This window comes from Bradyrhizobium sp. HKCCYLR20261 (assembly GCF_051168435.1).
GTDB lineage: Bacteria > Pseudomonadota > Alphaproteobacteria > Rhizobiales > Xanthobacteraceae > Bradyrhizobium.
Map to the genome: position 1 here is coordinate 15,940 of NZ_JBNPUZ010000030.1, position 25,396 is coordinate 41,335.

General features: G+C 65.8%; 22 protein-coding genes. 14 read left to right on the top strand and 8 right to left on the bottom strand.

Annotation, left to right across the window (positions count from 1 at the left end; all coding sequences use genetic code 11):
• Positions 1-11: 11 nt before the first annotated feature.
• The gene (locus tag ACQR1L_RS34280) at positions 12-1,205 is read left to right on the top strand and encodes an MFS transporter (RefSeq protein WP_434862322.1); all 1,194 of its coding nucleotides are present in this window, start codon (positions 12-14) and stop codon (positions 1,203-1,205) included.
• Positions 1,206-1,209: 4 nt separating this feature from the next.
• Here the strand turns inward: ACQR1L_RS34280 and ACQR1L_RS34285 are convergent, their stop codons facing one another.
• Positions 1,210-4,359: an efflux RND transporter permease subunit gene (locus ACQR1L_RS34285; RefSeq protein WP_434862323.1), complete on the bottom strand. Its 3,150-nt coding sequence runs from the start codon at positions 4,357-4,359 to the stop codon at positions 1,210-1,212.
• Between the two features lie 9 nt (positions 4,360-4,368).
• Positions 4,369-5,577, bottom strand: coding sequence for an efflux RND transporter periplasmic adaptor subunit (locus ACQR1L_RS34290; protein ID WP_434862324.1), 1,209 nt, complete (start codon positions 5,575-5,577; stop codon positions 4,369-4,371).
• 353 nt (positions 5,578-5,930) lie between these two features.
• Between ACQR1L_RS34290 and ACQR1L_RS34295 the strand changes: the two genes are divergently transcribed.
• The 3 genes from ACQR1L_RS34295 to ACQR1L_RS34305 all read left to right on the top strand — a co-directional run bounded on the left by ACQR1L_RS34295 (position 5,931) and on the right by ACQR1L_RS34305 (position 8,188).
• Positions 5,931-6,821 (top strand): hypothetical protein, encoded by an 891-nt coding sequence (locus ACQR1L_RS34295; protein ID WP_434862325.1) that lies wholly within the window; start codon positions 5,931-5,933, stop codon positions 6,819-6,821.
• Between the two features lie 164 nt (positions 6,822-6,985).
• The gene (locus ACQR1L_RS34300; RefSeq protein ID WP_434862326.1) at positions 6,986-7,225 is read left to right on the top strand and encodes a hypothetical protein; all 240 of its coding nucleotides are present in this window, start codon (positions 6,986-6,988) and stop codon (positions 7,223-7,225) included.
• A gap of 165 nt (positions 7,226-7,390) precedes the next feature.
• Positions 7,391-8,188 carry a transporter substrate-binding domain-containing protein gene (locus tag ACQR1L_RS34305; RefSeq protein WP_434862327.1) on the top strand — a complete coding sequence of 266 codons (798 nt, stop codon included), beginning with the start codon at positions 7,391-7,393 and terminating at the stop codon, positions 8,186-8,188.
• Between the two features lie 88 nt (positions 8,189-8,276).
• Here the strand turns inward: ACQR1L_RS34305 and ACQR1L_RS34310 are convergent, their stop codons facing one another.
• From ACQR1L_RS34310 to ACQR1L_RS34320, 3 genes are all read right to left on the bottom strand, one after another.
• Positions 8,277-9,071 carry an extracellular solute-binding protein gene (locus tag ACQR1L_RS34310; protein ID WP_434862328.1) on the bottom strand — a complete coding sequence of 265 codons (795 nt, stop codon included), beginning with the start codon at positions 9,069-9,071 and terminating at the stop codon, positions 8,277-8,279.
• A gap of 198 nt (positions 9,072-9,269) precedes the next feature.
• Positions 9,270-10,757, bottom strand: coding sequence for a flavin-containing monooxygenase (locus ACQR1L_RS34315; RefSeq protein ID WP_434862329.1), 1,488 nt, complete (start codon positions 10,755-10,757; stop codon positions 9,270-9,272).
• Between the two features lie 280 nt (positions 10,758-11,037).
• Entirely contained in the window at positions 11,038-11,487 is a 450-nt protein-coding gene (locus ACQR1L_RS34320; RefSeq protein ID WP_172111146.1) for a cupin domain-containing protein, read from the bottom strand.
• 133 nt (positions 11,488-11,620) lie between these two features.
• Between ACQR1L_RS34320 and ACQR1L_RS34325 the strand changes: the two genes are divergently transcribed.
• Positions 11,621-12,664, top strand: a complete 1,044-nt coding sequence (locus ACQR1L_RS34325; RefSeq protein ID WP_434862330.1) for an AraC family transcriptional regulator — start codon at positions 11,621-11,623, stop codon at positions 12,662-12,664.
• Here the strand turns inward: ACQR1L_RS34325 and ACQR1L_RS34330 are convergent.
• A complete protein-coding gene (locus ACQR1L_RS34330) occupies positions 12,654-13,874 on the bottom strand; it encodes a polyhydroxyalkanoate depolymerase (RefSeq protein ID WP_434862331.1) in 1,221 nt (406 codons plus the stop codon). The two genes, ACQR1L_RS34325 and ACQR1L_RS34330, sit on opposite strands and share 11 nt — an antisense overlap.
• A 209-nt stretch (positions 13,875-14,083) precedes the next feature.
• Between ACQR1L_RS34330 and ACQR1L_RS34335 the strand changes: the two genes are divergently transcribed.
• Together ACQR1L_RS34335 and ACQR1L_RS34340 are read left to right on the top strand one after the other, a co-directional pair.
• Positions 14,084-14,740, top strand: coding sequence for a glutathione S-transferase family protein (locus ACQR1L_RS34335; protein WP_434862332.1), 657 nt, complete (start codon positions 14,084-14,086; stop codon positions 14,738-14,740).
• Positions 14,741-15,083: 343 nt separating this feature from the next.
• A complete protein-coding gene (locus ACQR1L_RS34340) occupies positions 15,084-15,518 on the top strand; it encodes a cupin domain-containing protein (RefSeq protein ID WP_434862333.1) in 435 nt (144 codons plus the stop codon).
• 758 nt (positions 15,519-16,276) lie between these two features.
• Here the strand turns inward: ACQR1L_RS34340 and ACQR1L_RS34345 are convergent.
• Entirely contained in the window at positions 16,277-16,549 is a 273-nt protein-coding gene (locus tag ACQR1L_RS34345; RefSeq protein ID WP_434862334.1) for a hypothetical protein, read from the bottom strand.
• A 135-nt stretch (positions 16,550-16,684) separates the two neighbouring features.
• Between ACQR1L_RS34345 and ACQR1L_RS34350 the strand changes: the two genes are divergently transcribed.
• The 5 genes from ACQR1L_RS34350 (at position 16,685) to ACQR1L_RS34370 (ending at position 21,528) form a co-directional block, all read left to right on the top strand.
• Positions 16,685-17,044 (top strand): hypothetical protein, encoded by a 360-nt coding sequence (locus ACQR1L_RS34350; RefSeq protein ID WP_434862335.1) that lies wholly within the window; start codon positions 16,685-16,687, stop codon positions 17,042-17,044.
• A 77-nt stretch (positions 17,045-17,121) separates the two neighbouring features.
• Positions 17,122-17,961, top strand: a complete 840-nt coding sequence (locus tag ACQR1L_RS34355; RefSeq protein ID WP_434862336.1) for a GyrI-like domain-containing protein — start codon at positions 17,122-17,124, stop codon at positions 17,959-17,961.
• A gap of 164 nt (positions 17,962-18,125) precedes the next feature.
• Positions 18,126-19,052 (top strand): SMP-30/gluconolactonase/LRE family protein, encoded by a 927-nt coding sequence (locus ACQR1L_RS34360; protein ID WP_434862337.1) that lies wholly within the window; start codon positions 18,126-18,128, stop codon positions 19,050-19,052.
• Between the two features lie 184 nt (positions 19,053-19,236).
• Positions 19,237-19,830: a GNAT family N-acetyltransferase gene (locus ACQR1L_RS34365; protein ID WP_434862338.1), complete on the top strand. Its 594-nt coding sequence runs from the start codon at positions 19,237-19,239 to the stop codon at positions 19,828-19,830.
• 63 nt (positions 19,831-19,893) lie between these two features.
• Positions 19,894-21,528 (top strand): GMC family oxidoreductase, encoded by a 1,635-nt coding sequence (locus ACQR1L_RS34370; RefSeq protein ID WP_434862339.1) that lies wholly within the window; start codon positions 19,894-19,896, stop codon positions 21,526-21,528.
• A 124-nt stretch (positions 21,529-21,652) separates the two neighbouring features.
• On the opposite strand, the gene ACQR1L_RS34375 is transcribed toward ACQR1L_RS34370, so the two are convergent.
• On the bottom strand, positions 21,653-22,798 hold the full coding sequence (locus tag ACQR1L_RS34375) for an ABC transporter substrate-binding protein (RefSeq protein ID WP_434862340.1): 1,146 nt from the start codon (positions 22,796-22,798) through the stop codon (positions 21,653-21,655).
• Positions 22,799-22,978: 180 nt separating this feature from the next.
• On the opposite strand from ACQR1L_RS34375, the gene ACQR1L_RS34380 reads away from it, so the two are divergent.
• Together ACQR1L_RS34380 and ACQR1L_RS34385 are read left to right on the top strand one after the other, a co-directional pair.
• Complete coding sequence (locus ACQR1L_RS34380) at positions 22,979-23,770, top strand: helix-turn-helix transcriptional regulator (protein ID WP_434862341.1); 792 nt, start codon at positions 22,979-22,981, stop codon at positions 23,768-23,770.
• 87 nt (positions 23,771-23,857) lie between these two features.
• Positions 23,858-25,036 carry a cytochrome P450 gene (locus ACQR1L_RS34385; protein WP_434862342.1) on the top strand — a complete coding sequence of 393 codons (1,179 nt, stop codon included), beginning with the start codon at positions 23,858-23,860 and terminating at the stop codon, positions 25,034-25,036.
• Positions 25,037-25,396: the final 360 nt, after the last annotated feature.

The window sequence follows — 25,396 nt, forward strand, 5'->3', positions numbered from 1 at the left end:
AGGAACTGCCCATGAACACTCCCCGCCGCGTCATCGGCTTCGTCAACGCGGCCCATTTCATCGACCATTATGCGATGCTGATCTTCGCGGCCGCGGTCATCATCATGGGCCCCGCGCTCGGCATGGCCTATGCGGACCTGTTGCCCTATGCGACGCCGGGTTTCATCGCCTTCGGCGCCGGCGCGCTCGTGACCGGCTGGCTCGGCGACCGCTGGAGCCGGCGGCACATGATGCTGATCTTCTATCTCGGCATCGGCCTGTCGATGATCTCGGTCGGCCTGGTGCAGACGCCATGGCAGCTCGGCGCGGCGCTGTTCGCCATCGGCCTGTTCGCCTCGATCTATCATCCGGTGGGAACCGCGATGCTGGTGTCCTATGCCGACCGGCTCGGTCGCGACATGGGGTTGAACGGCGTATTCGGCAATCTCGGCGTCGCATCCTCGGCGCTGGTGACAGGCGTGGTCGGGCAGTATCTCGGCTGGCGCTTCGCCTTCATCGTGCCAGGGGTCATCACGATCGGCATCGGCGTTGTCTTCGCGATGCTGGTCGCGCATGAGGACCGCCGCGGCTCGAAGCAGGCGGCGGCGCAGGCCCGCGTCGCGCGCGAGCAGATGTGGCGCGTAGTGCTGGCGCTGCTCTTGGTGGTGATCGCGATCTCCACCACGTTCAACGCGATCACCGTGGCGCTGCCCAAGCTGTTCGCGGAGCGGCTCGTGGGCCTGACGCAAAGCCCGGCGCTGCTCGGCGTGATCGCGGCCGGTGTCTACGTGTTCGGTGCGATGACGCAGTACACGATCGGGCGCCTGCTCGATCGCCATACGCTGAAGGCCGTCGCGCTGCCGCTATCGCTGGTGCTGGCGCCGCTGCTCTATCTCGCCGCCGACGCCCGCGACTGGGCGTTGATCGCGGCCTCGATCGGCATCGTCATGGGCGCGTTCGGGCAGGTCACCGTCAATGACGCCATGGTCGGCAAATACACCGCCGAAGAATGGCGCTCGCGCGCCTATGCGGTGCGCTATTTCGTCGGCTTCACCGCGGCCGGCGCCTCGGTCGGCCTGGTCGCCTGGCTGTATGAGCACGGCGGCTTCGTCACCATGCTGCAGGCTTTCGCCGCGCTGGCGCTGGTCGCTGTTATCGCCGCGCTCATCCTGCCGCCGGAGCTCCCGGCGGCGCGGCCGGTGTTGCGGGAGGTGCCGGCCGAATGATGGCTCATTCCGCGGGCTGCGCGATCACCGGCTTCGCCTTGCGTGCCGCGCGCCAGTTCTCGAAGCGCTGCACGACGACGAAGAACGCCGGCACGAACAGCACCGCGAGGCAGGTCGAGGCCAGCATGCCGGAGAACACGGTGATGCCGATCGACTTGCGCGCGCTGGCGCCGGCCCCGGTCGCGAGCACCAGCGGCACGACGCCGAGGATGAAGGCGAACGACGTCATCAGGATCGGCCGGAACCGCGACCGCGCCGCCTCGATCGCCGACTCGAGCAGCGGCTTGCCGTCGCGGCCGTGCAGCTCGAGGCCGACCTCGACGATCAGGATCGCGTTCTTCGCCGACAGCGCAATCAGCAGGATCAGCCCGATCTGGACATACAGATTGTTGTCGATTCTGAGCGCCGTCAGCACCGCCATCGGCCCGAGCAGCGACAGCGGCACGGCGAGAATGACCGAGACCGGCGCGTACCAGCTTTCGTATTGGCCGGCCAGCACGAGATAGACGAGGAGGAGGGCGAGCGCGAAGGCGAGATAGATCTGATTGGAGACCACCTTCTCCTGATACGACATCGCGGTCCATTCGTAGCCCGCGCCCGGCGGCAGGGTCTTCGCCGCAATCTCCTCCATCAGCTTCAGCGACTGGCCGGAGGAATAGCCCTGCGCGGGCAGGCCGACGATCGCGGCGGAGGGATAGAGATTGTAGAGGCTGATCAAGGATGGCCCGACCGAGGGCTTGACCGTCGCGACCGTGCCGAGCGGGATCATGTCGCCGCTCTGGTTGCGCACCATCAGGCTCTCGATCTGCCGCGGCGTCAGCCGCGCCGCGGAATCGGCCTGAACATAGACCTGGAACACGCGGCCGAATTTGTTGAACTGGTTGACGTAGGAGGCACCGAGATAGGACGACAGTGCCGAGAACACCTGGTCGGTGGTGACGTGCAGGGTCTGGGTCTTGATCCGGTCGATCTCGACGTCGAACTGCGGCACCATCGCGCGGAACGGCGACTGCACGCGCTGCAGCGCGCTCTGGCTCTGGGCGCTGGCGACGATCGCCGAGGTCATCGCCTGCAGCTTGGCATAGTCGCTGTTGCCGTCGCGCAGCTCGACCTGCATGGCAAAGCCCGCGGCATTGCCGATGCCCTGGATGGGCGGCGGCGGCAGCACGAGGCTGCGGGCTTCAATGACCTCGGCAAGCTTGTCGTTGAGGCCATAGACGAGCGAGCGCAGATCCTCGCCCTTGCCGCGCGCCTCCCAATCCCTGAGGATGATGTAGGCGACCCCTGCATTGGCGAGGCTGGCGCTGTTGTCGAGCGCGGAGAGGCCGGCGATGGTGATGACCTGGGCGACGCCGGGCGTCGCCTTGGCGATGGCGCCGACCTTGTCGAGGGCCTTCTGCGTCCGCTCCAGCGAGGCGCCGTCGGGCAGCTGCACGGCGGCGATCAAATAGCCCTGGTCCTCGATCGGCAGAAAGCCCGTCGGCACCCGCGACAGCCCGTAGCCGCCGGCCGCGATCAGGATCAGCGCGACGATGACGGACGCAGTGCTGTGCCTGACGAGGCGCCCGATGAGATTTGTGTAGCGCCGCTCCAGCCGGGCATAGAGATTGTTGAAGACGCGGTAGAGAATGTTGCGCTGCTCCAGCGGCACCGGTGGCCGCAGCCACAGCGCGCATTGCGTTGGCTTCAAGGTCGCGGCATTGATCGCCGAGAGCAGGGCGGTCGCCGCGATCACCAGCGCGAATTGCGCGTAGATGCGGCCCGTCAGGCCGGGCAGGAAGGCGGCCGGCAGAAACACCGCGATCAGCACCAGCGTGATGCCGACGATCGGTCCGAACAGCTGGTCCATGGCGCGGATCGCGGCGTCGTGGCCGTTCATGCCGCGCTCGATGTTGTGCGCGGCGCCCTCGACCACGACGATCGCATCGTCGACCACGATGCCGATCGCGAGCACGATCGCGAACAGGGTGGAGAGGTTGATGGTGAAGCCGAGCGCCGCCATCGCCGCGAACGCGCCGATGATCGTCACCGGCACGGTCGTGGTCGGCACCAGCATGGCGCGCCAGTCCTGCAGGAAGATCAGGATGACGATCAAGACCAGCACGCCGGCCTCGATCAGGGTCTTGTAGACCTCGTGGATCGAGGCATTGACGAATTTGGTGGTGTCGAACGGCGTGTCGTACTGGATGCCCTGCGGGAACGTCTTCGACAGCTGCGCCATCCTGGCCTCGACCGCCTTCTCCACCTCCAGCGCGTTGGCGCCGGGCGACTGGAACACGCCGATGCCGACGGCGGGCTGGCCGTTGAGCGAGAACATCTGGCCGTAGGTCTGTGCGCCCAGCTCGACCGAGCCGACGTCGCGCACCCGGGTGATGTCGCCATTGCTGCCGGTCTTGACGATGATGTCCTCGAACTCACGGGCATCATCGAGCCGCCCGGCGACGTTCAACGTGTACTGGAACGCCTGGCCGGAGGGCGCCGGCGGTGCGCCGATCTGGCCGGCGGCGACCTGCTGGCTCTGCTGCTGGATCGCCTGGATCACGTCCTGCGGCACGAGGCTGCGCACCTGGAGCTTGCTCGGATCGAGCCAGATCCGCATCGAATACTGCCCCGCGCCGAACACGGTGACATTGCCGACGCCGGGCAGCCGCGCCAGCTCGTCCTTCAGGTTGATGGTCGCGTAGTTGCTCAGATAAAGACTGTCATACTTGGCCTCAGGCGAGGTCAGCGTGACGAAGAGCAGAATCGACGTCGACCGCTTCTGCACCGTGACGCCCTGGTTCTGCACGGCCTGCGGCAATTGCGCGAGCGCACTGGAGACGCGGTTCTGGACCAGCACCTGCGCGAAGTTCAGATCGGTTCCGATCTTGAACGTGACCGTCAGCGAATAGCTGCCGTCCGCGCCGCTGTAGGACTGGATGTACAGCATGCCGTCGACGCCGTTCACCTGCTGCTCGATCGGCAGCGCGACGGTGTCGGCCACGGTCTTGGCGCTGGCGCCGGGGTAGCGCGTCGTGACCTGCACCGTCGGCGGCACCACCTCGGGATATTGCGCGATGGCCAGATTGAACAGCGCGACCGCGCCGATCAGCATCATCAGGATCGCGATGACGTTGGAGAGGACAGGGCGCTCGATGAAGAATTTGGAGATCACGGCCGGCCCTCATTTGCTCGCGGAGACCGGCTCGATCGCCTTCAACTGCGGATCGACCTTCTGCCCGGGAATGGCGCGCAGCAGGCCTGCGACGACCACGCGGTCGTCGGCCTTGAGGCCGCCATCGATCACGCGCAGGCCGCCGTCGAGCGGTCCCACCTTGACCTTGCGCTGCTCGACCAAATTGTCGCCGTTCACCACGAGCACGTAGCGCCCGCTCTGGTCGCTGCCGAGCGCGGAGTCGGGCACCAGCAGCGCGTCATTGACGCGGTCCAGCGGGATGCGGATGCGCACGAAATAGCCGGGCAGCAGCACGTGATCGGGGTTCGGCACCACCCCGCGAACGGCCAGCGTGCCGGTCGATGCATTGACGGTCGGCGCGGCGTAGTCGAGCTTGCCCTGGTGCGGATAGCCGCTCTCCGTCTGCAGGCCCAGCTCGATCGGGAACTGCTTGAGATCCGTCGCCGTCATGCCGCGGCGCCGCGCTTCGGCACGGATGCGCAGCACGTCCTGTTCGTTGACGGTGAAGTTGACGTAGACCGGATCGAGCGAAACGATCGTCGCCAACTGGGTCGGCGACGCCACGCCGACGAGTTCGCCGACCGAGACCTGGTGCGCGCTGACGACGCCGTCGAATGGCGCGATGACTTTGGTGTAGCCGTAATTGACCTTGGCGATCTTGGTGTTGACCTGCGCCTGCTGCAGATTGGCCTGGGCGTTGTCCCGAGCGGAGGTCGAATTGTCGAGCGCGACCTGCGACGCGGCCTGGCGCGCGACGAGGTCGGACTGCCGCTTGAAATCGGCATCGGCCTGCTTGAACGACGCCTGCGCGCCGGCTTCCGCTGCCTGCGCCTGGTCGAGCTTCAGCTTGTAGGTCTCCGGCTCGATCGTGAACAGTGTCGTGCCTTCCTTGACCACGTCGCCGTCCTTGTAGTCGATCGACTGCAGGAAGCCCTGAACGCGGGCGACCAGATCGACGTTCTTGACCGGCGCGGTGTTGCCGGTGGCTTCGAGATAGCGGGTGACGGCGCGCTGCACCGGCAGGGCGACGTCCACCTTCGGCGGTGGCGGCGGCTGGTAGCTGTTCTGCTCGCAGCCCGCGAGCAGCGAGGCGCCGGACGCAAGCAGGAGGGCAGCCGTTCTGGGCAGCCAGGCGCAGGCGATGCGCTGTTTAGAAAATTCCGCCCGTGAGGAGATGGGAGTGTCGATCTGCGCCATTCCGCCTTCCGTATGAAATGATCTTCGGAGCAATCGTCGTGTCGGACAACAAACAACAATGTTGGTCGCCTCCATAACAACAATCGTTCAGCGGCGGAACAGCAATGCACTGCAGCAGCCGCGAAGAAATCCTGGCGTCTGGCCGATCCACCCAAATTTTCCCACTTGCCAAGCCCGTCCGGTCATCGCAGCCTCCGGGACCCATTCTCATCAGGTTGTCTCCGGGCGGAAGCACGTCGGCCGGGGACGGCCTGATATCGTGCTCATACTGACAAGTTGATGGCGCTTGCCGGATGCGGGCGATGTTTCACATTTGAGAGCAATCCAGGCTCAGCAGCATTGAGGATCGATCGATGATCAATCGTTACAAGCGGATATTATTGCTCGGCTTGGCGGCAGCGGCCGGCTTCGCTGCAACGCAAGCGCTGGCGCAGACCGATGCGCAGCGCAACGCCATCAAGTCGTCCTGCCGGTCCGACTACATGTCGAAATGTTCGAGCGTGCCGCCCGGCGGGGCGGCGGCATTCCAGTGCCTGCAGAAGAACATGGCCGGCTTGTCCTCGTCGTGCCAGGCCGCCGTGAAGGCGCTCGAACCGGCGGCCGAGACCAAGCCGGCTGCTCCTTCACCGGCGGCTCCGAAGCCGGCAGCCGCGGAGGCGCCGAAGCCTGCCGTCGACGCACCGAAGGCCGCGGCGCAGCCGGCAGCGCCGTCGACCCCTCCGCCTGCAGCCGCGCCCGCAACAGCGGCGGCGACGGCCAAGCCCGACCCGGCGAAGCACGCGGCGGCAACACCGGCAGCAAAGCCGAGCGAAGCGCAGGTGGCCGCGATCCGCAGCGCCTGCGGCTCCGATTATCGCAGGGTCTGCAGCAGCGTGCCGCCGGGCGGCGCGGCTGCGATGCAGTGCCTGGAGCAGAACAAGGCCAAGGTCGGGCCGGCTTGCGCTCAGGCCATCGCGGCGGCGAGTGGCGGCGGCGCGGCCGCCGCTGCGTCGCCCGCGGCGACGGCCGCAGTCGCGCCGACGACGGCTGCGGCGCCACCGGCTGCTCCCGCGATGGTGCTGAGGCCGCTCCGGCCGCTGGAGGAATTGCGCATCGTCAGGGCCGCTTGCGGCACCGATGCCCGGGCCTTCTGCAGCGGCGTCGAGCCGGGCGGCGGCCGTGTTGCGCAATGCCTTGCCGCCAATGCCGGCGCGCTGTCGCCGGCCTGCAAGGGCATGCTCGCCCAGTTTGCAGCCAATCGCTAGGCGGCCTCGCCGACCGGCCCCGTAGTTCGACGGGCATTGCACCCCAACGTGCGGATCGTTTCGATCCACCCAAATTGTCACAGTTGAAAAGCCGCGGGAGGCCCGGCAAATTCAAGACAGGGTGGATATTTTCCTAATCAAATGATGACCATCAGGAGTTCGTCATGCGCAGCATTCTCTCACGTATCGTTCTTTCGACTCTCTGTGGCCTGTTCGTTCTGGCATTGATGCCGTTCGTCTCGATGTCGGATGCCAACGCCGTCGTCTGCGCGCGCGGCGTCGTTCGGGCAGGCTGCGCCGGTGCCGCCGGTGCGGTGGTCGTGCGCAAGCCGCCCGTTGCGGCGGCCACGACGGCGTGCCGGACCGTGATCGTGAATGGCGTGGCCGTTCGTCGTTGCGTTTAAGGCGGGTTTAATCGCCTTTCGATATCGAGCTATTCGAAACGGTAATGGCGGCGCGCAAGTTTTGCGCGTCGCTTGTTGCTTTGCGAGAGCAAGGTAAGCTGTATTTAACAGTGCTCCCGGCAAGGTGCGGCCCGTAACCACTTTGCAATTCGATGGGAGAGGGCCATGGCGTTCTGGCGCTGGCTGCGTGATGCAGCCCTGGCAGCTGCGGTAGTCACGTTTGTCGGTCACAGCGCCGGGGCCGCGGGCCTGAAGGACGAGATCGCGCCGGGCGGGAAGCTCAGAGTCGCTATCGCCGTCGGCCCGGCTGGTGGTGCGTTCTGGTGCGTCAAGTCCGATAGCGGCTATGCAGGTGTCCCCGTCGAACTCGGCAAGGCGATGGCTGCACAGGTGGGCGTCCCCGTCGAGTTCGTCGAGCATCCAAATGCGAATTCCATCATCGATGGAGCTTCACAGGGCGCCTGGGACGTCACTTTCCTGCCGAAGGATTCCGAGCGCGAGACCAAGGCATCATTCGGCCCGGTCTACGACTCCGTCGATACGACGTTCATCATCCGCGCCGGGCTCGATATTCCGAACCTCGCCGCGCTCGATCAGGCCGGCCATGAGATCGCGGCCATCAACGATACGACGGTCATGCGCGGGGCGAAGGCATTCATGAAGAAGGCGACCGTCGTCGGCTTCAAGTCTTACGAGGAGGTCTATGCGCTGCTCGCGGCCGGCGAGATCGATGCACTGGCGCTGGCGCGTGATCAGCTGGTCATCCTCTCCAAGCAGCTCCCGGGCACCAAGGTGCTGAACGAGACCTTCAAGAAGACCGACACCGCTGTCGCCGTGCCGCTGAAGCATCCGCAGTCGCTCGCCTTCGTCACCAAGTTCATGACGGAATCCAAGGCAAACGGCCTGTTGAAGAAGGCCTACGGCGCCAACAATCTGAGCGAGGCGACGCTGTTCACCCAGTGAGCGTCGCAGCCGTTGCAGTATAGCCGACCGAACTCTCCCTGCGCGTCATGCGAGGGAGAGTTTTCTGTTTCGACCCGATGCGATCGGATCAGTTCGGGGACTTCCTGACGATCGGATCGAGGCCACTCTCCGCGATCACCTTGCGTGCGTCCGGTGATCCCAGGAAATGGATCAGCGCCTTGCCGGCCTCCGGCTCCCTGGCATTCGTCGCGATGCCGGCGGAGAACACGGTGATCTTCTGCAGGCCCGCCGGCAGCGGCCCGACGATGTCGATGCCATGCACCGGCTTCAGCTCGCTGATCTGCTGGAAGCCGATTTCGGCCTCGCCCTGCGCCACGATCTCGCCGACCGGGGTGGCCGGAATCATCCGCGCCTTGCCCTTCATCTCGTCCTTGATGCCGAGCTTGTCGAACATCTCGGTGGAGACGTAGACGCCGCTGGCGCTGTCCGAATAGGCGATGGTCTTGGCGGCGACCAGCATGCGCTTCACGGCGTCGGCGTTCGAAATGTCCGGGTGCGGCGTGCCTGACTTGACCGCCACGCCGATCGGTGAATTGGCGAGATCGGCATGGCTGTCCGGCACCACCTTGCCTTTGGTGGTGAGATCGCTCAGCGCATAGCCGACCATGATCAGGACGTCCGCGGGCTCGCCGCGGTCCAGCCGCACCGGAATGGCATTGGCTGTGGTTCCCATCGACGGGCCATAGGCGATCGTGACCTTATGGCCGGAGCGCCGCTCGAACTCCGGCACCAGGGCCTTGAAGGCCGCGGTCATGCCGCCGGAGATCATGACGTGAACCTCTGCGGCCTGTGCTGCGCCGCTCAGGGCGATCACCGCCGAAACAGCGGCGGTCAGGGAACGCAGGCGGGTTGCGAGAGTCATGTGAGTCTCCGAGGCAGAGGCCTGTGGCCAGGGGCGCCTTGGATAGCTCGCCTGCCGTTCGATGACCAGCGGCCGACTGTGCGGCGCGTCCCATCGATCGGATCAAATCCGAGTGCTGTGGAGCCACGGAATACCGAGCGATCTCTGGTGCGGCAACAGCGTGTCGGCGCGGAGGCGACACGCTGGCGCCGAGCGGCATCACCCCGCCTGATAGGACGGCGCGGACGCAAGAAACGCGTGGTAGGCGTCGGCGTCGGGCGGCGTGAACATCTCCGCCAGGGCGCCGCGCCGCCGGCGCTTGGCGCCGATATCCGCAAGCAGTTCATCGAAATGCTTGAAATGATATGGCGCGACGCAGAGCCCGCCATAGACGCCCGCCGCCGGCCGCTCGACCCGCTTGAAGTGCAGCATCATCTCGATGTTGTCGCGCATCTCACGCTCGCTCGGCTGGTGCGCGAGCTGCTTGTCGGCGTAGCGGACGAGCCAATGCGCGGCCATGTCGGCACACAGGACAGTGCAGAAGCTCGAATTGAAGCCGACGAAGCCCATGTCCGGCAGATCGGGATTCGCGATGACGCGGTAGAGCCGGTACTGCCCGTCGGGGTCGACGAGCTTGGCGCGATCGGCCGCCGATAGGAAGGGAACGCCGAGCTTGTAGCCGATCGCGAGCACGGCGACGTCGGCGGCGATCCGCTCGCCGCTGCTGGCGACGATCGTGCCCGGCTCATAGTGATCGAAGGTGCCGAGCACCGCCTTGATGCGGCCGTCGGCGACCATCGGGAAGAAGTCGGGCGTCGCGATCGGGACCGAGCAATTGACGCCGTCCTCGATCCGCTCCTTGGGCACCATCTTGCACTTGGCGAGCTTGAGCTGCGCCTTGAGCAGGCTCTCGAGCCCACGCCAATTCGCCCAGACCAGCGGCTTGGCGAGCTTGTGCGCCAGTCGCGACAGCGGGCCGATGCCCCAGCTCGCGAACATCTGCTCCTGGGCGCGGATGTAGAGGATGCGCTTGAAGTTGATGAGGCCGCCGATGAAATAGGGGATGCGCCACACCGGCTCGCGAAACACGATCGTGACCGAGCGCGCGCCGGAGCGGACCGCGTTCACGGCGATGTCGGTCGCCGATTTCGAACCGCCGAGCACGACGACGTTGCGCCCGCGGGCGATGCTGGGATCGTTATACTTCGACGAGTGCAGGATGGTGCCGCCAGCGGCCGCGAACTGATCCTCACCGGCAAGCGACAAGGTCTGCGGCTCGTTGAACTGGCCGGTGCACACCGCGACGAAGTCGAAATCCTCTCGGCTCGATTGATCGCCGGTTTTGAGATCCAGTGTCCAGCCCGGCTTGCCGTCCGCGCGGCGCTGCATCGACAGCACGGCGGTGTTCAGCCGCATGAGGCGAGTGAGGTCATGGCTTCGCGCGTAGTCGGCGAGATAGGCATAGACCTGCGGTCCTTTGGGCCACTCCGGATAGCTGTCCGGCATCGCCTTGTCGGTGTAGCGATAGAGATCCTTCGGGCTCTGGGTTTGAACGTCGGGATAGGAGCGCGCCGGTTCCCAGACGCCGCCGAGATCGGCACTGCGCTCGACGATGGTGACATTATGGCCGTGCGCCGTGAATGCCTTGGCTGCGGCGAGGCCGGAGACGCCGGCGCCGATCACGCAGACGTTTTTTCGAGTGATCATGGGACCTCCTGTTGTCGAGCGCGCGGCTGCATGCGGACGGCCGTCATCGGCCGCGCTGCAGGAGCTCGCTGAAAGATTCGATGATGGCGAAGGCCGCCCGGCGCGACCGCAGCAGACGACGCTGACAAGAGGCCAGCGCCGGTGAGACGGCGAGATGCTCTCGCCAGTCAGAATTGGTTCAAGCGAGCCACCCGCTCATCCCGCGGAGACACGCCAAGGCGATCGCGTCCACCGCGCGCCGCACTGCCGTGATGAGCTTGTGCTCCCCGCGTCGCCCGGCCTAGTCGTTGGCCTCGGGCGGCAGGAAGTTGACCTCGTGCTCGGCGGAGATCCGCACGACCTCGGCAGGGTCGGCGAGATTGTCCAGCATATTGAACAGCGCTTCCAGCTTCTGCATCGGCGACACCCAGAATAGCGCCTTCGCCGGCTTGTCCGACTTGTTGAAGTAGCCATGCGGAATGCCGCGCGGCATGCGCACGAGATCGCCGGCATGGGCCTTCACCCAGGCGCCGTCGAGCTTGAGGTCGAGCACGCCCTCCTGCACCAGGATGAACTCGTCCTGCGTCGGATGGACGTGAACCGGCACGAACTGCCCGGGATCGCTGTTGGTCTCGAATGCGAAGGTCGAGTCGGTGACGGCTTTGGGGAAGTAGAGCTGACCCAGGATATTCCAGGTCTTGCCGGCATAGCCGGTGCCCGCGCGCGTGATGCCTTTTTCCAGTGTGATCATGGCGGATCTCCTTGCTGCACACGGGCTGAGGATCGAGCAGGTCGCGGCGCGGTGTCTATCCAGAAAACGAATCCCTCGACGCCAGATGCTAATTATTATAGGTTTCAAATGATTTCGACGGACGATGTGAGCCATGACTGCAGCTGCAGCCGCTGATCGTAGTTGGAAAGACGCCGCATCGCCCCGGCTCGCCGCTTATCGCCGTGTTGCAACGCACGATGTCGATGAGGCTGCTGAACAAATAGGCCGCATCTTCTGTCCGCACGGGCTGCAACCGAAGGCAGAGACTGCGCGTGATTTCCTCGCGCTGCATAATTGCGCGGCATTCGACGGCTTCTCCATCAACTATGTCGCCTATGGCGGCGTGGTCTCGATCGATCCCGGCTGCCTCGACCGGTTCTTCCTGGTGCAGTTGCCGTGCGCGGGGGCGGCCGGCATTCGCACCGCCGCCCGCGAACTGGCGACCGGTCCCGAGGGCGCGGCCTCCTTGTTGTCCCCGACCGTGCCGACGCGGATGGTCTGGGACCATTGCGCCCAGCTCATTCTGCTGCTCGATCGGAGCCTGGTCGAGCAGCGGGCCGCAGCGCTCTCGGGGCGCGCGGTGCGGCCGGTCGAGTTCGATCCGGCGATTGAGCTGTCCGTCGACCACGGCGCGCGGCTCCGGGCCCACATGCTTGACCTTGCCGACCTTGCCGAACAACTCGGCGGCGAGCGAAGGCTGTCGGCGGTAGCCGCCGCCGACTGGCGCGAGACGCTGCTGGACCTCCTGTTCCGGCAGCCGGGCGACGGATTGTCGGAGGCGATCAGGGTGCATTCCGGCCGGAGCGCGACGTTGCCCCAGGCCGTCCGCAGGGCGCGCGATCTGCTCGATGCGCAGGCAACAGAACCGCTCGATCTCAACGAACTCGCCGTCGCCGCCGGCGTCGGCATTCGTGCGCTGCAGGGCGGCTTCCGCCGTCATTTCGGCATGTCGATCTCCGACATGCTGCTGGATATCCGGCTGGCGCGGCTGAATGCGCAGCTGATGACGGCGGCCCCCGAGGCCCGCATCATCGACCTGGCCTTCGAGCTCGGCTTCACCCATCTCGGGCGGATGGCGGGGGCCTATCGCGAGAAGTTCGGGGAGACGCCGTCAGCGACGCTGCAGCGCGTGCAGCGTGGCCGCTCTACGAATTGACGTGGACGAAGTCGCGCAGCAACGGATAGATCTCGTTATTCCACTTCTTGCCGCTGAACACGCCGTAATGGCCGACACCGGCCTGCATGTGGTGGACGCGGCGATAGGCCCGCACATTGGTGCAGATGTCCTGCGCCGCCAGCGTCTGGCCGATCGAGCAGATGTCGTCGCGCTCGCCCTCGACGGTCATGAGGCCGATCCGCCTGACAGCCTTCGGATCGACCGGACGGCCGCGATGCATCAGCTTGCCCTGCGGCAAGAGATGCTCCTGGAAGACGTCGCGCACAGTCTCGATGTAGAACTCGGCCGGAAGGTCCATGACCGCGAAGTACTCGTCATAGAAGGTCTTGATCGTCTCGGCCTTCTCGACCTCGCCCTTGGCGATGTGATCGGCGAGGTCGAGGTGCTGCTTCACATGCCGTTCGAGGTTCATCGAGACGAACGCCGTCAGCTGCACGAAGCCCGGATACACTTTCCTGAACGCGCCCCGGCATTGAAAGGGCACGTAGTGGATCAGGTTGTCCTCGAACCAGTCGATCGGCTTGCTCTTGGCGAACTCGTTGACCTTGGTCGGCTGGATTCGCGTGTCGATCGGCCCGGCCATCAGGGTCAGCGTCGCCGGCCGTGACGGATGGTTGCCCTCGCACATCACGGCTGTTGCGGCCAACGCCGAGACGGATGGCTGGCAGATCGCGACCATGTGCGGCCGCGGTCCGAGCTGGCTGAGGAAGCTGATGAGATGATCGGTGTAATCTTCCAGCCCGAAGCGGCCGTGGCCCGGCGGAATGTCGCGCGGATTGTGCCAGTCGGTGATGTAGACGTCGTGGTCCTGCAGCAGCGTCTTCACCGTGCCACGCAGCAGCGTGGCGAAGTGGCCGGACATCGGCGCGACCAGCAGCACCTTGGGCTGGTCCGGCGCGCCATCCTTCTTGAAATGCAGCAGTGAGCCGAATGGCGTCTTGAACGTGACCTCCTCGGTCACGCCGAGTTCGTGGTTGCCGACCATCACGCTGTCGATGCCATAGGCCGGACGTGCGTAGGTCAGCGCGGAGCGGGAAATCAGCTCGAGCGCCGCGGAGAGCCGCCGCATGGCGCGGCCGGAGAGGCCTGAGGGGATCAGATTGAGATAGCGCATGGCGGCCGCAGCGCCCTGGCGCCATGGCTCGGTCAGGTCCATGTGGTTCTGATAGGCTTGGTACAGCAGCGCCATCGGGTCCGATCCGTCACATGCACGTGCATAGGCAGCATCGAAGATGCAATATCGGAGCCAGGGCCACGGAGTCTTGCCTGAAAAACTGGCATGTCGCTTGCTCAATGAAATCTCAGCAGTATCCGGCTCCGCGTGATCACCGGCCCGTGCGGGCCGGCCGATCGGCTGAGCGACAAGCGACCGACGAAACGACAAGGGGGTAGGGCGAGATGACCAAAGCGACGTTGACGATCAGCAGCAAGAATTACTCGTCATGGTCGTTGCGCGGCTGGCTGCTCGCGAAGTTCGCCGGGCTCGATTTCGACGAGGTCGTGGTCGGCCCGGACGACGCCTCGGCGCGCGCCGAGATCCTGCTGCTGTCGTCCTCGATCCTGGTGCCCTGCCTCCGCCATGATGGCGCGACGATCTGGGATACGCTGGCCATCGCCGAATACCTCAACGAGACTTTCCCGCAGGCCGGACTGCTGCCGGCCGATCGCATCGCGCGGGCGCATTGCCGCTCGATCTCGGGCGAAATCCACTCGGGCTTCACCACCTTGCGCGCGTCGCTCCCCGTCAACCTCAAGGGCCATTTTCCCGGCTTCAAGGTGTGGACCCGCGCCCAGGCGGACATCGACCGCATCTGGGCGATCTGGCGCGACTGCCTGGCCAAGTCCGGCGGCCCATACCTGTTCGGCCAGCAGCGCGGCATGGCGGATGCCATGTATGCGCCTGTCGTGACGCGCTTCGTCACCTATGACGTCAAGCTCGAGCCGCAGCTCAAGGCCTATGCCGACCTGATCATGGCGATGCAGGAAATGCGCGAATGGATCGAGGCGGCCAAGGCCGAGCCCGAGGAGATCGAGGAGCTGGAGGTCGAGTACTGACGGCCCGGCAGCCGCGGCTCGCCCCGCGGCTTGCCGCTCTGGCGGTCTCATGCGGCTCATGGCTCGGGCAGACGCTGCCCAAATCGAAGCCGACACGGTCCGGCATCTGCGCGCGATCCGCGTCTCCGGGGCGACCTTCGCTACAAGAGACGACCGCGAAAATCCCGTTGCTCACAAGCAGTTCGCGCGCGCGTGCGGGGAGCCCGCCGGCCATCCTTGCGCTGGGAGCAGGGCATGGCGCGGTTTTCGCATAGCACAACGGGCTTTCAGGCGTGGTGGCCGCTGCGGCCGTTCGATGGGCCTCAGGGGTTGCCGATGCCGCGATCAACCGGTGGAGGCCGTCATGAACCAGCATGCTGTGGTGACCAAGTTCTCGCACGTGAAGCCTGAAGACACCGACTACAAGGGCGGTGGTCTGCGCGACTTCTTCCTCTATCGCGATCTCGGTATCGCCGACGCCACCGGCGGGCAGGTGATCTGCCATCTCGTCAAGGCCAATCCGGATTGTCCGCCGGTCGACGGCACCGGCTGGCACCGCCACGACTGCGACTTCCAGATCGTGATCATGATGAAGGGCTGGGCGCGCTTCATGTACGAGGACAAGCCGACCTTGGTGAAGGCCGGGGACGTCGTGCATCAGCGGCCGGGCATCGTGCACTACCTGTACGATTATTCCCCCGACATGGAATACATGGAGATCGTCAGCCCGGCGGATTTCAAGACGGTCGAGATGCCGCCCGCCACCGACAAGGTGCCGCCGGTCACGCCCTGGAGCTGAGCGCTGCGGCCCACGCTCTGATCCGTTAATGCCCGTCGTCCGAATCCTCTCTGCAGGCGGACGGCGGTCATCACGGCGTTGCTCGATCTGGTGGTGCATCGCGGTCCGCGCCGAGATGTAGCGGTGAACAGCCGAGAACATGATGCTGCGGCTGATTCGGGCGCGATTCGTTCCAGTCGCGTTCCGAAGGTTAAGCGCCGTCACGATCGCCGTTGCGTTCTGGGACACTCAGCGTGAATGTCGAACATCGGCGAGCCCGGATGACGATGTTGGCGAGAGAGTCCTGCTCTCATCGGCCAGCATCCGCGTTGTTAAGCTTTGATGTGCGCCTGATCATCACTGCTGCAATCGCAGCCGTCACCATCTGGTAGGTCGGGCCGATGAACGCGCAGATGTAGCCGTGAACAAGTGTCGGACCTGATGTCGCCGCTGATTCGAGCGCGATTCGTTCCAGTCGCGTTCCGAACCTTAAGACAACCGTTCGGCACCGTCACATTTTGCAACAGGCCTGGTCTTGAAACACGCAGGGCGCGCCTTCAATGCCCGACATGTCCGTTGTCAGCGCGCGTGGCTGCCGTTCTTGCCGATGGCAATCGCGATGACGCAGTGGGCTTGCAACGACGGGATAACGGGGCCGATAGCGGAACGGCGGATGCGGCGTGATCGCTGGCGGCCGATCCGTTCGTGATGCTCAATGCACGTTCGAAAATAGATGTTCGGCAAGACCGGCCCTGAGCGGAGCCCAGGGCCTTGAGTGATCAATAAGACGAAGCGCGGTCGGCAACGAAGCTCGGCTGCGGACGGCGCGCGTTGCGCTCGTCAAAGCGCGTGCGCGGGAAGCGCCAGCCGATCACGGTGGCTTCGAGTGCGCCGCCTGATTCCTTGTTGTGCCACTTGCCATCAATATAGAAACACGGAAACGGAAGCTGATAGGTGCCGCTGTGATCCTCGCAGAGCACCTCGACGGTCTGGCCCGGCGGTGGTTCGCCGTTGCCGTCGAATTGCGCCAGCCGTTTTTCGCGCGTAGCCATTCTGTCCATCTCCCTAAAAACGGGTCCGAGCCCGGAACTTCAATGCGCGATTGAGGTCTCAGTATGGTATCAATCAGGAAACAGCGTAAGTTCCATGCAAAATCATGTGTTTGGCAAGCGAATGAGAAAATTGTGATGCGAATCGTCATGGCTGCGAGCGTGCTCGCGATGTGTGTGTGCTCCGCCGTGCATGCGCAGGATATTCCAGGGATCGAGATTTGCACCGCCGAGAAGGCGATGGATCGCAGGACCTCATGCCTGCAGAGCAACATCGATTTCCTGCAGAAGACGATCACCAAGCAGTCGCTCGATCAGCAGCAGAAGCTCGATGCCGCGAACCGGCAGATCCAGGCCCTGAGGGCAGCGTTGATCGCGCAGCAGAGCGCGATCGACGAACTCAAGGCCGCGCAGGCGAAGCTCGTCGACGAACTGAAGAAGAAGGCCGATGCACCAGCCGCGAAGGACGCCGCCCCGGCGAAGCCGGCCGGCAAGTAGCCGGGCCGCGGCGCAAGAACGATCAAGCGGTCGAATCCGTCGACCGGCATGGTGCGTGGCTTCGTCAGGAGACAGGCGTGTCTACCAACCCCGCCCAGAAGGCGCTCTGGTACATCGAGAGTCATCTGTCCGCGCCGCTGTCGCTCGATGACATCGCGCGCATGGCCGGCGTGTCGCGCTTTCACATCGTGCGTGCCTTCGCGGCGGCAACCGGCGTGTCGGTGATGCGCTATGTCCGGCTGCGTCGTCTCAGTGAGGCGGCGCGCGCGCTCGCCAAGGGCGCGCCCGATATCCTTACTCTCGCGCTGGAGGCGGACTACGGCTCCCACGAAGCCTTCACCCGCGCGTTTCGCGACCAGTTCGGTGTCACGCCGGAGATGGTCCGCGCCGACGCGCGCCTCGATGGCCTCGCATTGCAGGAGCCGATCCTGATGGACCAGACCCCGCTCGATGATTGTCCCGTTCCCCGCTTCGTCGCGTCAGAGGCGCTGCTCGTCGCCGGTCTCGGCGAGCGGGTCAGCGTCGACAACGGCGCCGGGATTCCTGCGTTGTGGCGCCGTTTCAACGAGATCGTGCACGAGGTTCCGGCACGCCGCGGAACGGTGGCTTACGGCGTCTGCTGCAACGGCGACGATGCCGGCAATTTCGACTACATCGCAGGCGTCGAGGTGGCCGATTTTTCCGACCTGCCGCGGACCTTCAGCCGCGTGCGGGTGCCGGCTTCGACCTTCGCCGTGTTCACCCATGCCGGGCACATCTCCTCGATCCGCCGCACCGTGCACACGATCTGGAATCGCTGGCTGCCGCAGTCGGGCTGCACGATCGTCGATGCGCCGAATTTCGAGCGCTACGACCAGCGCTTCGACCCGCTGACCGGCAATGGCGGGCTGGAAATCTGGCTGCCGGTGATCCGCTGAACCGGGCCCACTTGCGTCAGCCTGCTGCGAGCCTCACCCCGCAGCAGAGCTGCCCTGCGGTCGCACACCCAGCCGCTTGCTTGGCAAGCCACGCCGGCTTTGCGATAACCTCCTGATAACAACAAGGCGCCGCATCGCGGCGTGACAAGCGGGAGGTCCGTCCGATGTCCAACATGCGCGTGCTCGCCACAGATCTCGAATTCCCCGAAGGGCCGGTCGTGATGCCCGACGGCTCGGTGGTGCTGGTCGAGATCCGCGGCAAGCGCCTGACGCGGGTCCATCCCGACGGCCGCAAGGAGGTCGTGGCGCAGATTCCGGGCGGGCCGAACGGCGCCGCTCTCGGCCCCGATGGCAAGATCTACATCTGCAACAATGGCGGCTTCTCCTGGATTCCGACCGGCAAGATGATCATGCCGGGCCCGCAGCCCGAGGACTATCAGGGTGGCTCGATCCAAACAGTCGATCTGCAGAGCGGCAAGGTCGAGACCGTGGTCACGCGTTGTGGCGAGCACCAGCTGCGCGGGCCGAACGATCTCGTGTTCGATCGCCACGGCGGCCTGTGGTTCTCCGATCTCGGCAAGCGCCGCGCCCGCGACATGGATGTCGGCGCGTTCTATTATCTCAAGCCCGGCATGGGCGAGATCGTCGAGGCCGTGCACGGCATCCTGCCGGCCAACGGCATCGGCCTGTCGCCGGACGAGAAGACCGTCTACATCGCGGAGACGCCGACCGCGCGGCTCTGGGCCTATGACGTGCCGGAGCCGGGCACGGTGAAGCCGCGCGACGTGATCTATCGCGGCGAGCGTGGCCGGCCGATCTGCGGCCTCGGCGGCTACCAGATGTTCGATTCGCTTGCGGTCGAGGCCAACGGCAATGTCTGCGTCGCGACGCTGGTCTCCGGCTGCATCAGCGTCATCGCGCCGGATGGCACCCTGGTCGAGCAGGTCCCGACCGGCGACCGCGTCACCACCAACATCGCCTTCGGCGGGCCGGACTTGAAGACCGCGTACATCACGCTGTCGGGCAGGGGCGAGCTGGTGGCCATGGACTGGCCGCGCCCCGGACTGCCGCTGAATTTTCTGAACAGGTAAGTGCAGCTGGGCATCGTCATCACGGCACGCCAGTGATAACCAGCTCGCTGAAATGCCCTCGAACGTGCTCCTCATGGTGAGGAGCGCCGCAGGCGCGTCTCGAACCATGAGGCCCCACCGTCGGCCTCATCCTTCGAGACGCAGCGCTGCGCGCTGCTCCTCAGGATGAGGGAAGGAGTCTCTGATGCCCTTTCTCGAACCGGTCACCCTGCGCGGCACGCACGCCAGCCTCGTGCCGCTGTCGCCCGACCACCACGACGCGCTGGTCGAGGCCGTCAGCGACGGCGAATTGTGGAATCTGTGGTACACCGCAGTTCCGAAACCCGAGACCATGGCCAGGGAGATCGAGCGCCGGCTCGGCCTGTTCGCCACTGGCCACATGCAGCCCTTCACGGTGTGTGATGCCGACGGCAAGGTCGCCGGCATGACCACCTACATGAACGTCGATGCCGCCAACCGCCGCGTCGAGATCGGCTCGACCTGGTATGCGAAGCGGGTGCAGCGCAGCGCGCTCAACACGCAGTGCAAGCGGCTGTTGCTGGCGCACGCCTTCGAGGCGATGGACTGCATCGCGGTCGAGTTCCGCACGCATTTCTTCAACCACCAGAGCCGCCGCGCCATCGAGCGGCTCGGCGCCAAGCAGGACGGCATTTTGCGCAGCCACCAGATCGCGCCGAACGGCACCCTGCGGGATACCGTCGTCTACAGCATCACCGCGGCGGAATGGCCGACGGTGCGGGCGCATCTCGATTATCAACTGCATGACAAGGCGCGCTGATCGCGCTATGGCCGCCTTGCCGCGCCAGGCGGCCAGCATGACGAGACCGGGACGACAGACGAGATGGATACGTTCGACTATGTGATCGTGGGCGCCGGCTCGGCCGGCTGCGTGATCGCCAGCCGCCTCAGCGAGGACCCGTCGGTGACGGTGTGCGTGCTGGAGGCGGGGCCGCGCGACTGGCACCCCTACATCCATCTGCCGGCCGGCTTCATCAAGACCTTCTACATGAAGAGCATCAATTGGGGCTATCAGCAGGAGCCGGGGCCCTACACGGCCGGCCGCAGCATCTATGCGCCGCGCGGCAAGACGCTCGGCGGCTCGTCCTCGATCAACGGCCACGTCTACAATCGCGGCCAGAGCCAGGATTTCGACACCTGGGCGCAGATGGGCAATCGCGGCTGGAGCTATTCCGACGTGCTGCCGCACTTCCGGCGCATGGAGAGGCGCATCGGCGCCGGCGACGAGCAATATCGCGGCCGCGACGGCAGCCTTCACGTCACCACCATGGAGTGGAAGGACACGCTGTGCGAGGCCTTCATGGACGGCGCGGTCTCGCTCGGCATCCCGCGCAATCCCGACTACAACGGCGCCATCCAGGAAGGCGTGTCCTACGTCCAGCGCACCATCCAGAACGGCCGCCGCGTGTCGTCGGCGACGGCGTTCCTGCGGCCCGCCAGCAAGCGTCCGAATGTCGAGATCCGCACCCATGCGCATGCCACCGGTATCATGCTCGACGGCAAGCGCGCCGTCGGCGTGCGCTACAGCCGCGGTGGACGCGGCGGCGTTCCGGTCGAGGTGCGCGCGCGGAAGGAGGTCATCCTGTCCGGCGGCGCCTACAACTCGCCGCAGCTCTTGCAGCTCTCCGGCATCGGCGCGCCCGAGCTGTTGCAGGAGCACGGCATCGAGGTGCGCCATGCGCTCCGCTCTGTCGGCGAGGGTCTGCAGGATCACTACGCGCCGCGCACGGTGGCGCGCGTCAAGAACATCAAGACCATCAACGAGCTCGCCCGCGGCCTCAATCTGTGGGGGGAGGCGCTGAAATGGGCGGTGACGCGCAAGGGCATCCTGTCGCTGTCGCCGACCATGGTCTACTGCTTCTGGCATTCCGGCGAGACTGCCGAGAGCTCCGACCTGCAGCTCACCTTCACGCCTGCGAGCTACAAGGAAGGCGTGCAGGGCCAGCTCGAGGACGAGCCCGGCATGACGGTCGCGTCCTGGCAGCAGCGCCCGGAGAGCCGCGGCTACGTCCGCATCCGCTCCGCTGATCCGTTCGCGCCGCCGCTGATCCAGACCAACTATCTCACAGCCGAGCTCGACCGCCGCGTCATCGTCGCCGGCATGAAGCTGGCGCGCCGGCTCTTGGCCTCGGCGCCGCTCGCGCCGTACTACGCCTACGAGGATTTCCCGGGCCCGAAGGTGAACAGCGACGACGAATTCCTCGCCGCCGCCATCCAGCGCGCCACCACGACCTTCCACCCCGGCTGCACCTGCCGCATGGGCCCGGCCGACTCCACCTGGGCCACCGTAGACGACCAACTCCGCGTGCACGGCATGCAAGGCCTCCGCGTCGCCGACGCCTCCATCATGCCGCGCATGATCTCGGCCAACCTGAATGCGGCCACGCTGATGATCGGCGACAAGGCGGCGGATCTGATTTTGGGCAAGGGCGCGACGGCGGAGAGACTATCGGCCTAAGAGCGCGTCACCTCACCCGTGGAGGTCGAGCACCCACCGCGCCAAAGGTGAGCTCCCCTCCCCCTTGCGGGGAGGGGAGTGCACCGTCCGCGCCGGGCTCGTTGTGCCAAAAACGCGAACCCGACTACTTCACCAGCCTGAACTTCCCGCCCTCGACCTTGATCAGGAACGCCGAGCGCTCGTCGTAGCCGTTGTGGTCGGTCGGGCTCATGGTGGAGAGGCCGTTGTTGAGGTAGACGTCCTTGCCGCGCTCCAACTCGTCGCGCAGCGCGGCGCGGAACTCGGGCGTGCCGGGCTTGGCGGCCTTGAGCGCGCCGGGAATGGCGCCCTTCAGCAGTGTGACCGTGTCCCACAGATGCGCGGCGAAGATGTTCGGCCTGTCGCCATGGACGGCTTGATAGGCCGAGACGAAGGCGTCGTTGGCGCGGCGGAACGGATCCTCCGGCGAAAGATCGTCGGCGATCGAGAACGCTTCGCCGGCGAAGATCGCGCCTTCGACGTTCTCCTTGCCGAGCTTGATGAACTCCTGCGTCGCCACGCCATGGGTCTGGAAGATCCTGCCCTGATAGCCGCGCTCGCGCAGCGCCTGCTGCGGCAGCACGGCGGGCGTGCCGGCCGACGCAATGAACACCGCATCCGGATTGGTCGCGATCACCTTCAGCGCCTGGCCGGCGGCGCTGGTGTCGCCGCGCGCATAGACCTCATGCGTCGTGACCGTGATACCGAGCTTCGGCGCCAGCCTGCTCACCTCCTGGTAGTAGCCCTCGCCATAGCCGTCGGAGACGCCGATGAAGCCGAGCGTCTTGACGCCGCTCTTGGCGATGTATTTCAGCATCGCCGCGGCCATGATGTCGTCGTTGGGCACCACCTTGAACGCCCACTTCCGCTTGTCGTCCATTGGCTGCACGATCGCGGTCGAGGCCGCCAGCGACAGCAGCGGCGTGCGTGACTCCAGCGCGACATCGAGCATCGGCATCGTGACCGGCGTCAGCGACGAGCCGATGATGACGTCGACGCCGTCCTGGATGACGAGGCGCCGCGCATTCTGCAGGCCCTTGACGCTGTCGGACTCGTCGTCGAGCGCGATGTAGACGATCTTCTCGCCGCCGATCTCCTTCGGCAGTGCGGCGACCGCCTTGATCTGCGGCTGCCCGAGCGCCGAGCCGGGCCCGGTCGCCGACACCACGATACCGACCTTGATGTCGGCCCGCGCCGGCGCGCCGAGCGCCAGCATGGCTGCCATTCCGAGCGCAGTGAGTGCGGCTCTCATCGCGAGTTCCTCCCCGTTGAGCGTGCCCGGCGCGTTGATCGGCCGCGACTTCGAGCCGCCAAGCCTAGCCCCGTCGCGGCCGCGCGTCTGTCCCCGTGGTTGGTGACGTCGGGCGGCCTTCCAGCTGTCCAACGTTGCTGCTAGGCTGAAACAAACAGAACATCCGGGGGGAGGACCATCATGGAGGCCATCAGGTCCGGCGTCGATGCGACCAGCGCCGTCAGCGCACTGGTGCTCGCCATCGGCCAGCCATCGTTTCCGGCCGTCCTGATCGACACCTTGCGCGATGTCGCCGATGTCGGCCATTGCATGGTGTTCTCTTTCGCCGGCCAGCGCTCGGCGCGCTGCCTGCTCAGCACCGGCAACATCGCCATCGGGCCCGATCTCGGCACCGCCTATTCGGAGCATTTCCACACCGCCGATCCCAACCGCGACGTGATCTTCCGCGAGCGCGCGGAGCAGCGACACATCCTGCTGCCGCACTTCGCCCGGCGGATGTATCCGAAGGGCTATCGCAAGCTGTTCTTCGAGGACTCGGAGATCGTCGACAAGGCCGCCACCGCGATCTGGGTCGGCGATCACTGCACCTATGTGAACTTCTATCGCACGGCGGAGCAGGGCGGCTTCACCGAGGCTCAACGGCAGCGCATCACAGCGGTCGCCCCGATCGTCGCCGCGACAGTTGCGCGGCATTGCGAGGACGATACGTCTGTCTCTGCTCCGGCCGACAAGCTCGCGCTGCTGTTCGCGCAAGGCGGACCGTTGTCGGTGCTGACCCCACGCGAGAAGGACGTCTGCCGGCGCATCCTCGAAGGCTTCACCTCGGAGGCGATCGCCGGTGATCTCGGCATCGCGCTCAACTCCGTCTTCACCTACCGCAAGCGCGCCTATGAGAAGCTCGGCATCGCCTCGCAGAACGAGCTGTTCGCGATCGCGCTGCGGCTCATGACGGCGCCGAAGCCGCTGAACTGAAAGCTGCGCCGCAGGCTGTCACCTATCACCGGGACAGACGCCGCTCATGCGCGCGGCTAGCCTGCGCCGTCTGACCGGAGGCCACGCGTGAGCACTGCACCGCATTTCGACATCGATCCCGCCGCCTTCTGGGCCGATCCCTATCCGGCGCTGGCTAAAATGCGCCAGGAGGTCCCGATCGCCTTCGTGCCGCAGCTCGGCAGCACGCTTTTATGCCGGCGCGACGACATCTTCGTCTCCGAGAAGCAGATCGACGTGTTCAGCTCGCACCAGCCGCAGGGGCTGATGAACCGGCTGATGGGCCACAACATGATGCGCAAGGACGGCGCCGCGCATATGGCCGAGCGCCAGGCGATCGCGCCGGCGGTGTCGCCGCGCGCGGTCCGCGTGCACTGGCTGGCGCAGTTCCAGGCCCACGCCGACCGGCTGATCGACGCGCTCGATCCGGCGGCCGGCGTCGATCTCGTCCGCGATTTCGCCCTGCCGTTCTCGGCCGAATGTCTGAAGCTGATCACCGGCCTCACCAACATGCGCTATCAGGACATGAACGCGTGGTCGCAGGCGATGATCGACGGCATCGCCAACTACACCGGCGATCCCGCGGTCGAGGCGCGCTGCAATGCGGCCACGTTCGGCATCGACGCCGCGATCGACGACATGGTGCCGGTGCTGGAACAGACCCCGAACCAGAGTCTGCTCGGTGTCATGCTCGCCACGCAGATGCCGATGGACAGCATCCGCGCCAACATCAAGCTCGCGATCTCCGGCGGCCAGAACGAGCCGCGCGATGCCATCGCCGGCACGGTATGGGCGCTGCTGACGCATCGCCATCAGCTCGCGCTCGCCACGAGCGGCGAGGTGCGCTGGCTGCAGGTGTTTGAGGAATATGCCCGCTGGATCTCGCCGATCGGCATGTCGCCGCGGCGCATCGCCAAACCCTGGTCGATCCGCAACGTGACGTTCGAGCCGGAGGAGCGCGTGTTCCTGATGTTCGGCTCGGCCAACCGTGACGAAGCGCATTTTCCCGATCCCGACCGCTTCGACATCCGCCGCAACGTCGCCAAGAGCATCGCCTTCGGCGCCGGCCCGCATTTCTGCGCCGGCGCCTGGGCCTCGCGCGCGATGATCGCCGACGTCGCCCTGCCGACGCTGTTCGCGCGGCTGCAGAACCTGCGGCTGCGCGACGCCGAGCCGGTCCGCATCGGCGGCTGGGCCTTCCGCGGCCTGCTCAACCTGCCGGTGACGTGGGATGCGACGCGGAATTAATCCGGTGCTGTCTGGCGATTTGTTTGCACGACGGGCACGCCGTGCATGTGCGCCATGCGTGAATTGCCCGTCGTGTTAGTTTGCCGCAGGCGTCCTGGCTTGTGTCGTCGGGCAAATCAGGTCGATGCTCTGGCTCAACCCGCCTCGAGCAGAGGGACGTACGCGTCGTCACGAACGTGGAGGTGGGCTGCGATGGACGTGACGGTCGTGCCAGACGAGCATGACCGGCGCGGACGGCGAAGTCGTGTGGTCCTGGCCTCTCGACGCTGAGGTCAAGTCCGTCGTCGTTGCTTGACGGCACGCGCGGGCGATGGGGGCAACAAAGCCGATCCCCAGGGAGAGCACGAAGGACACCGTTAA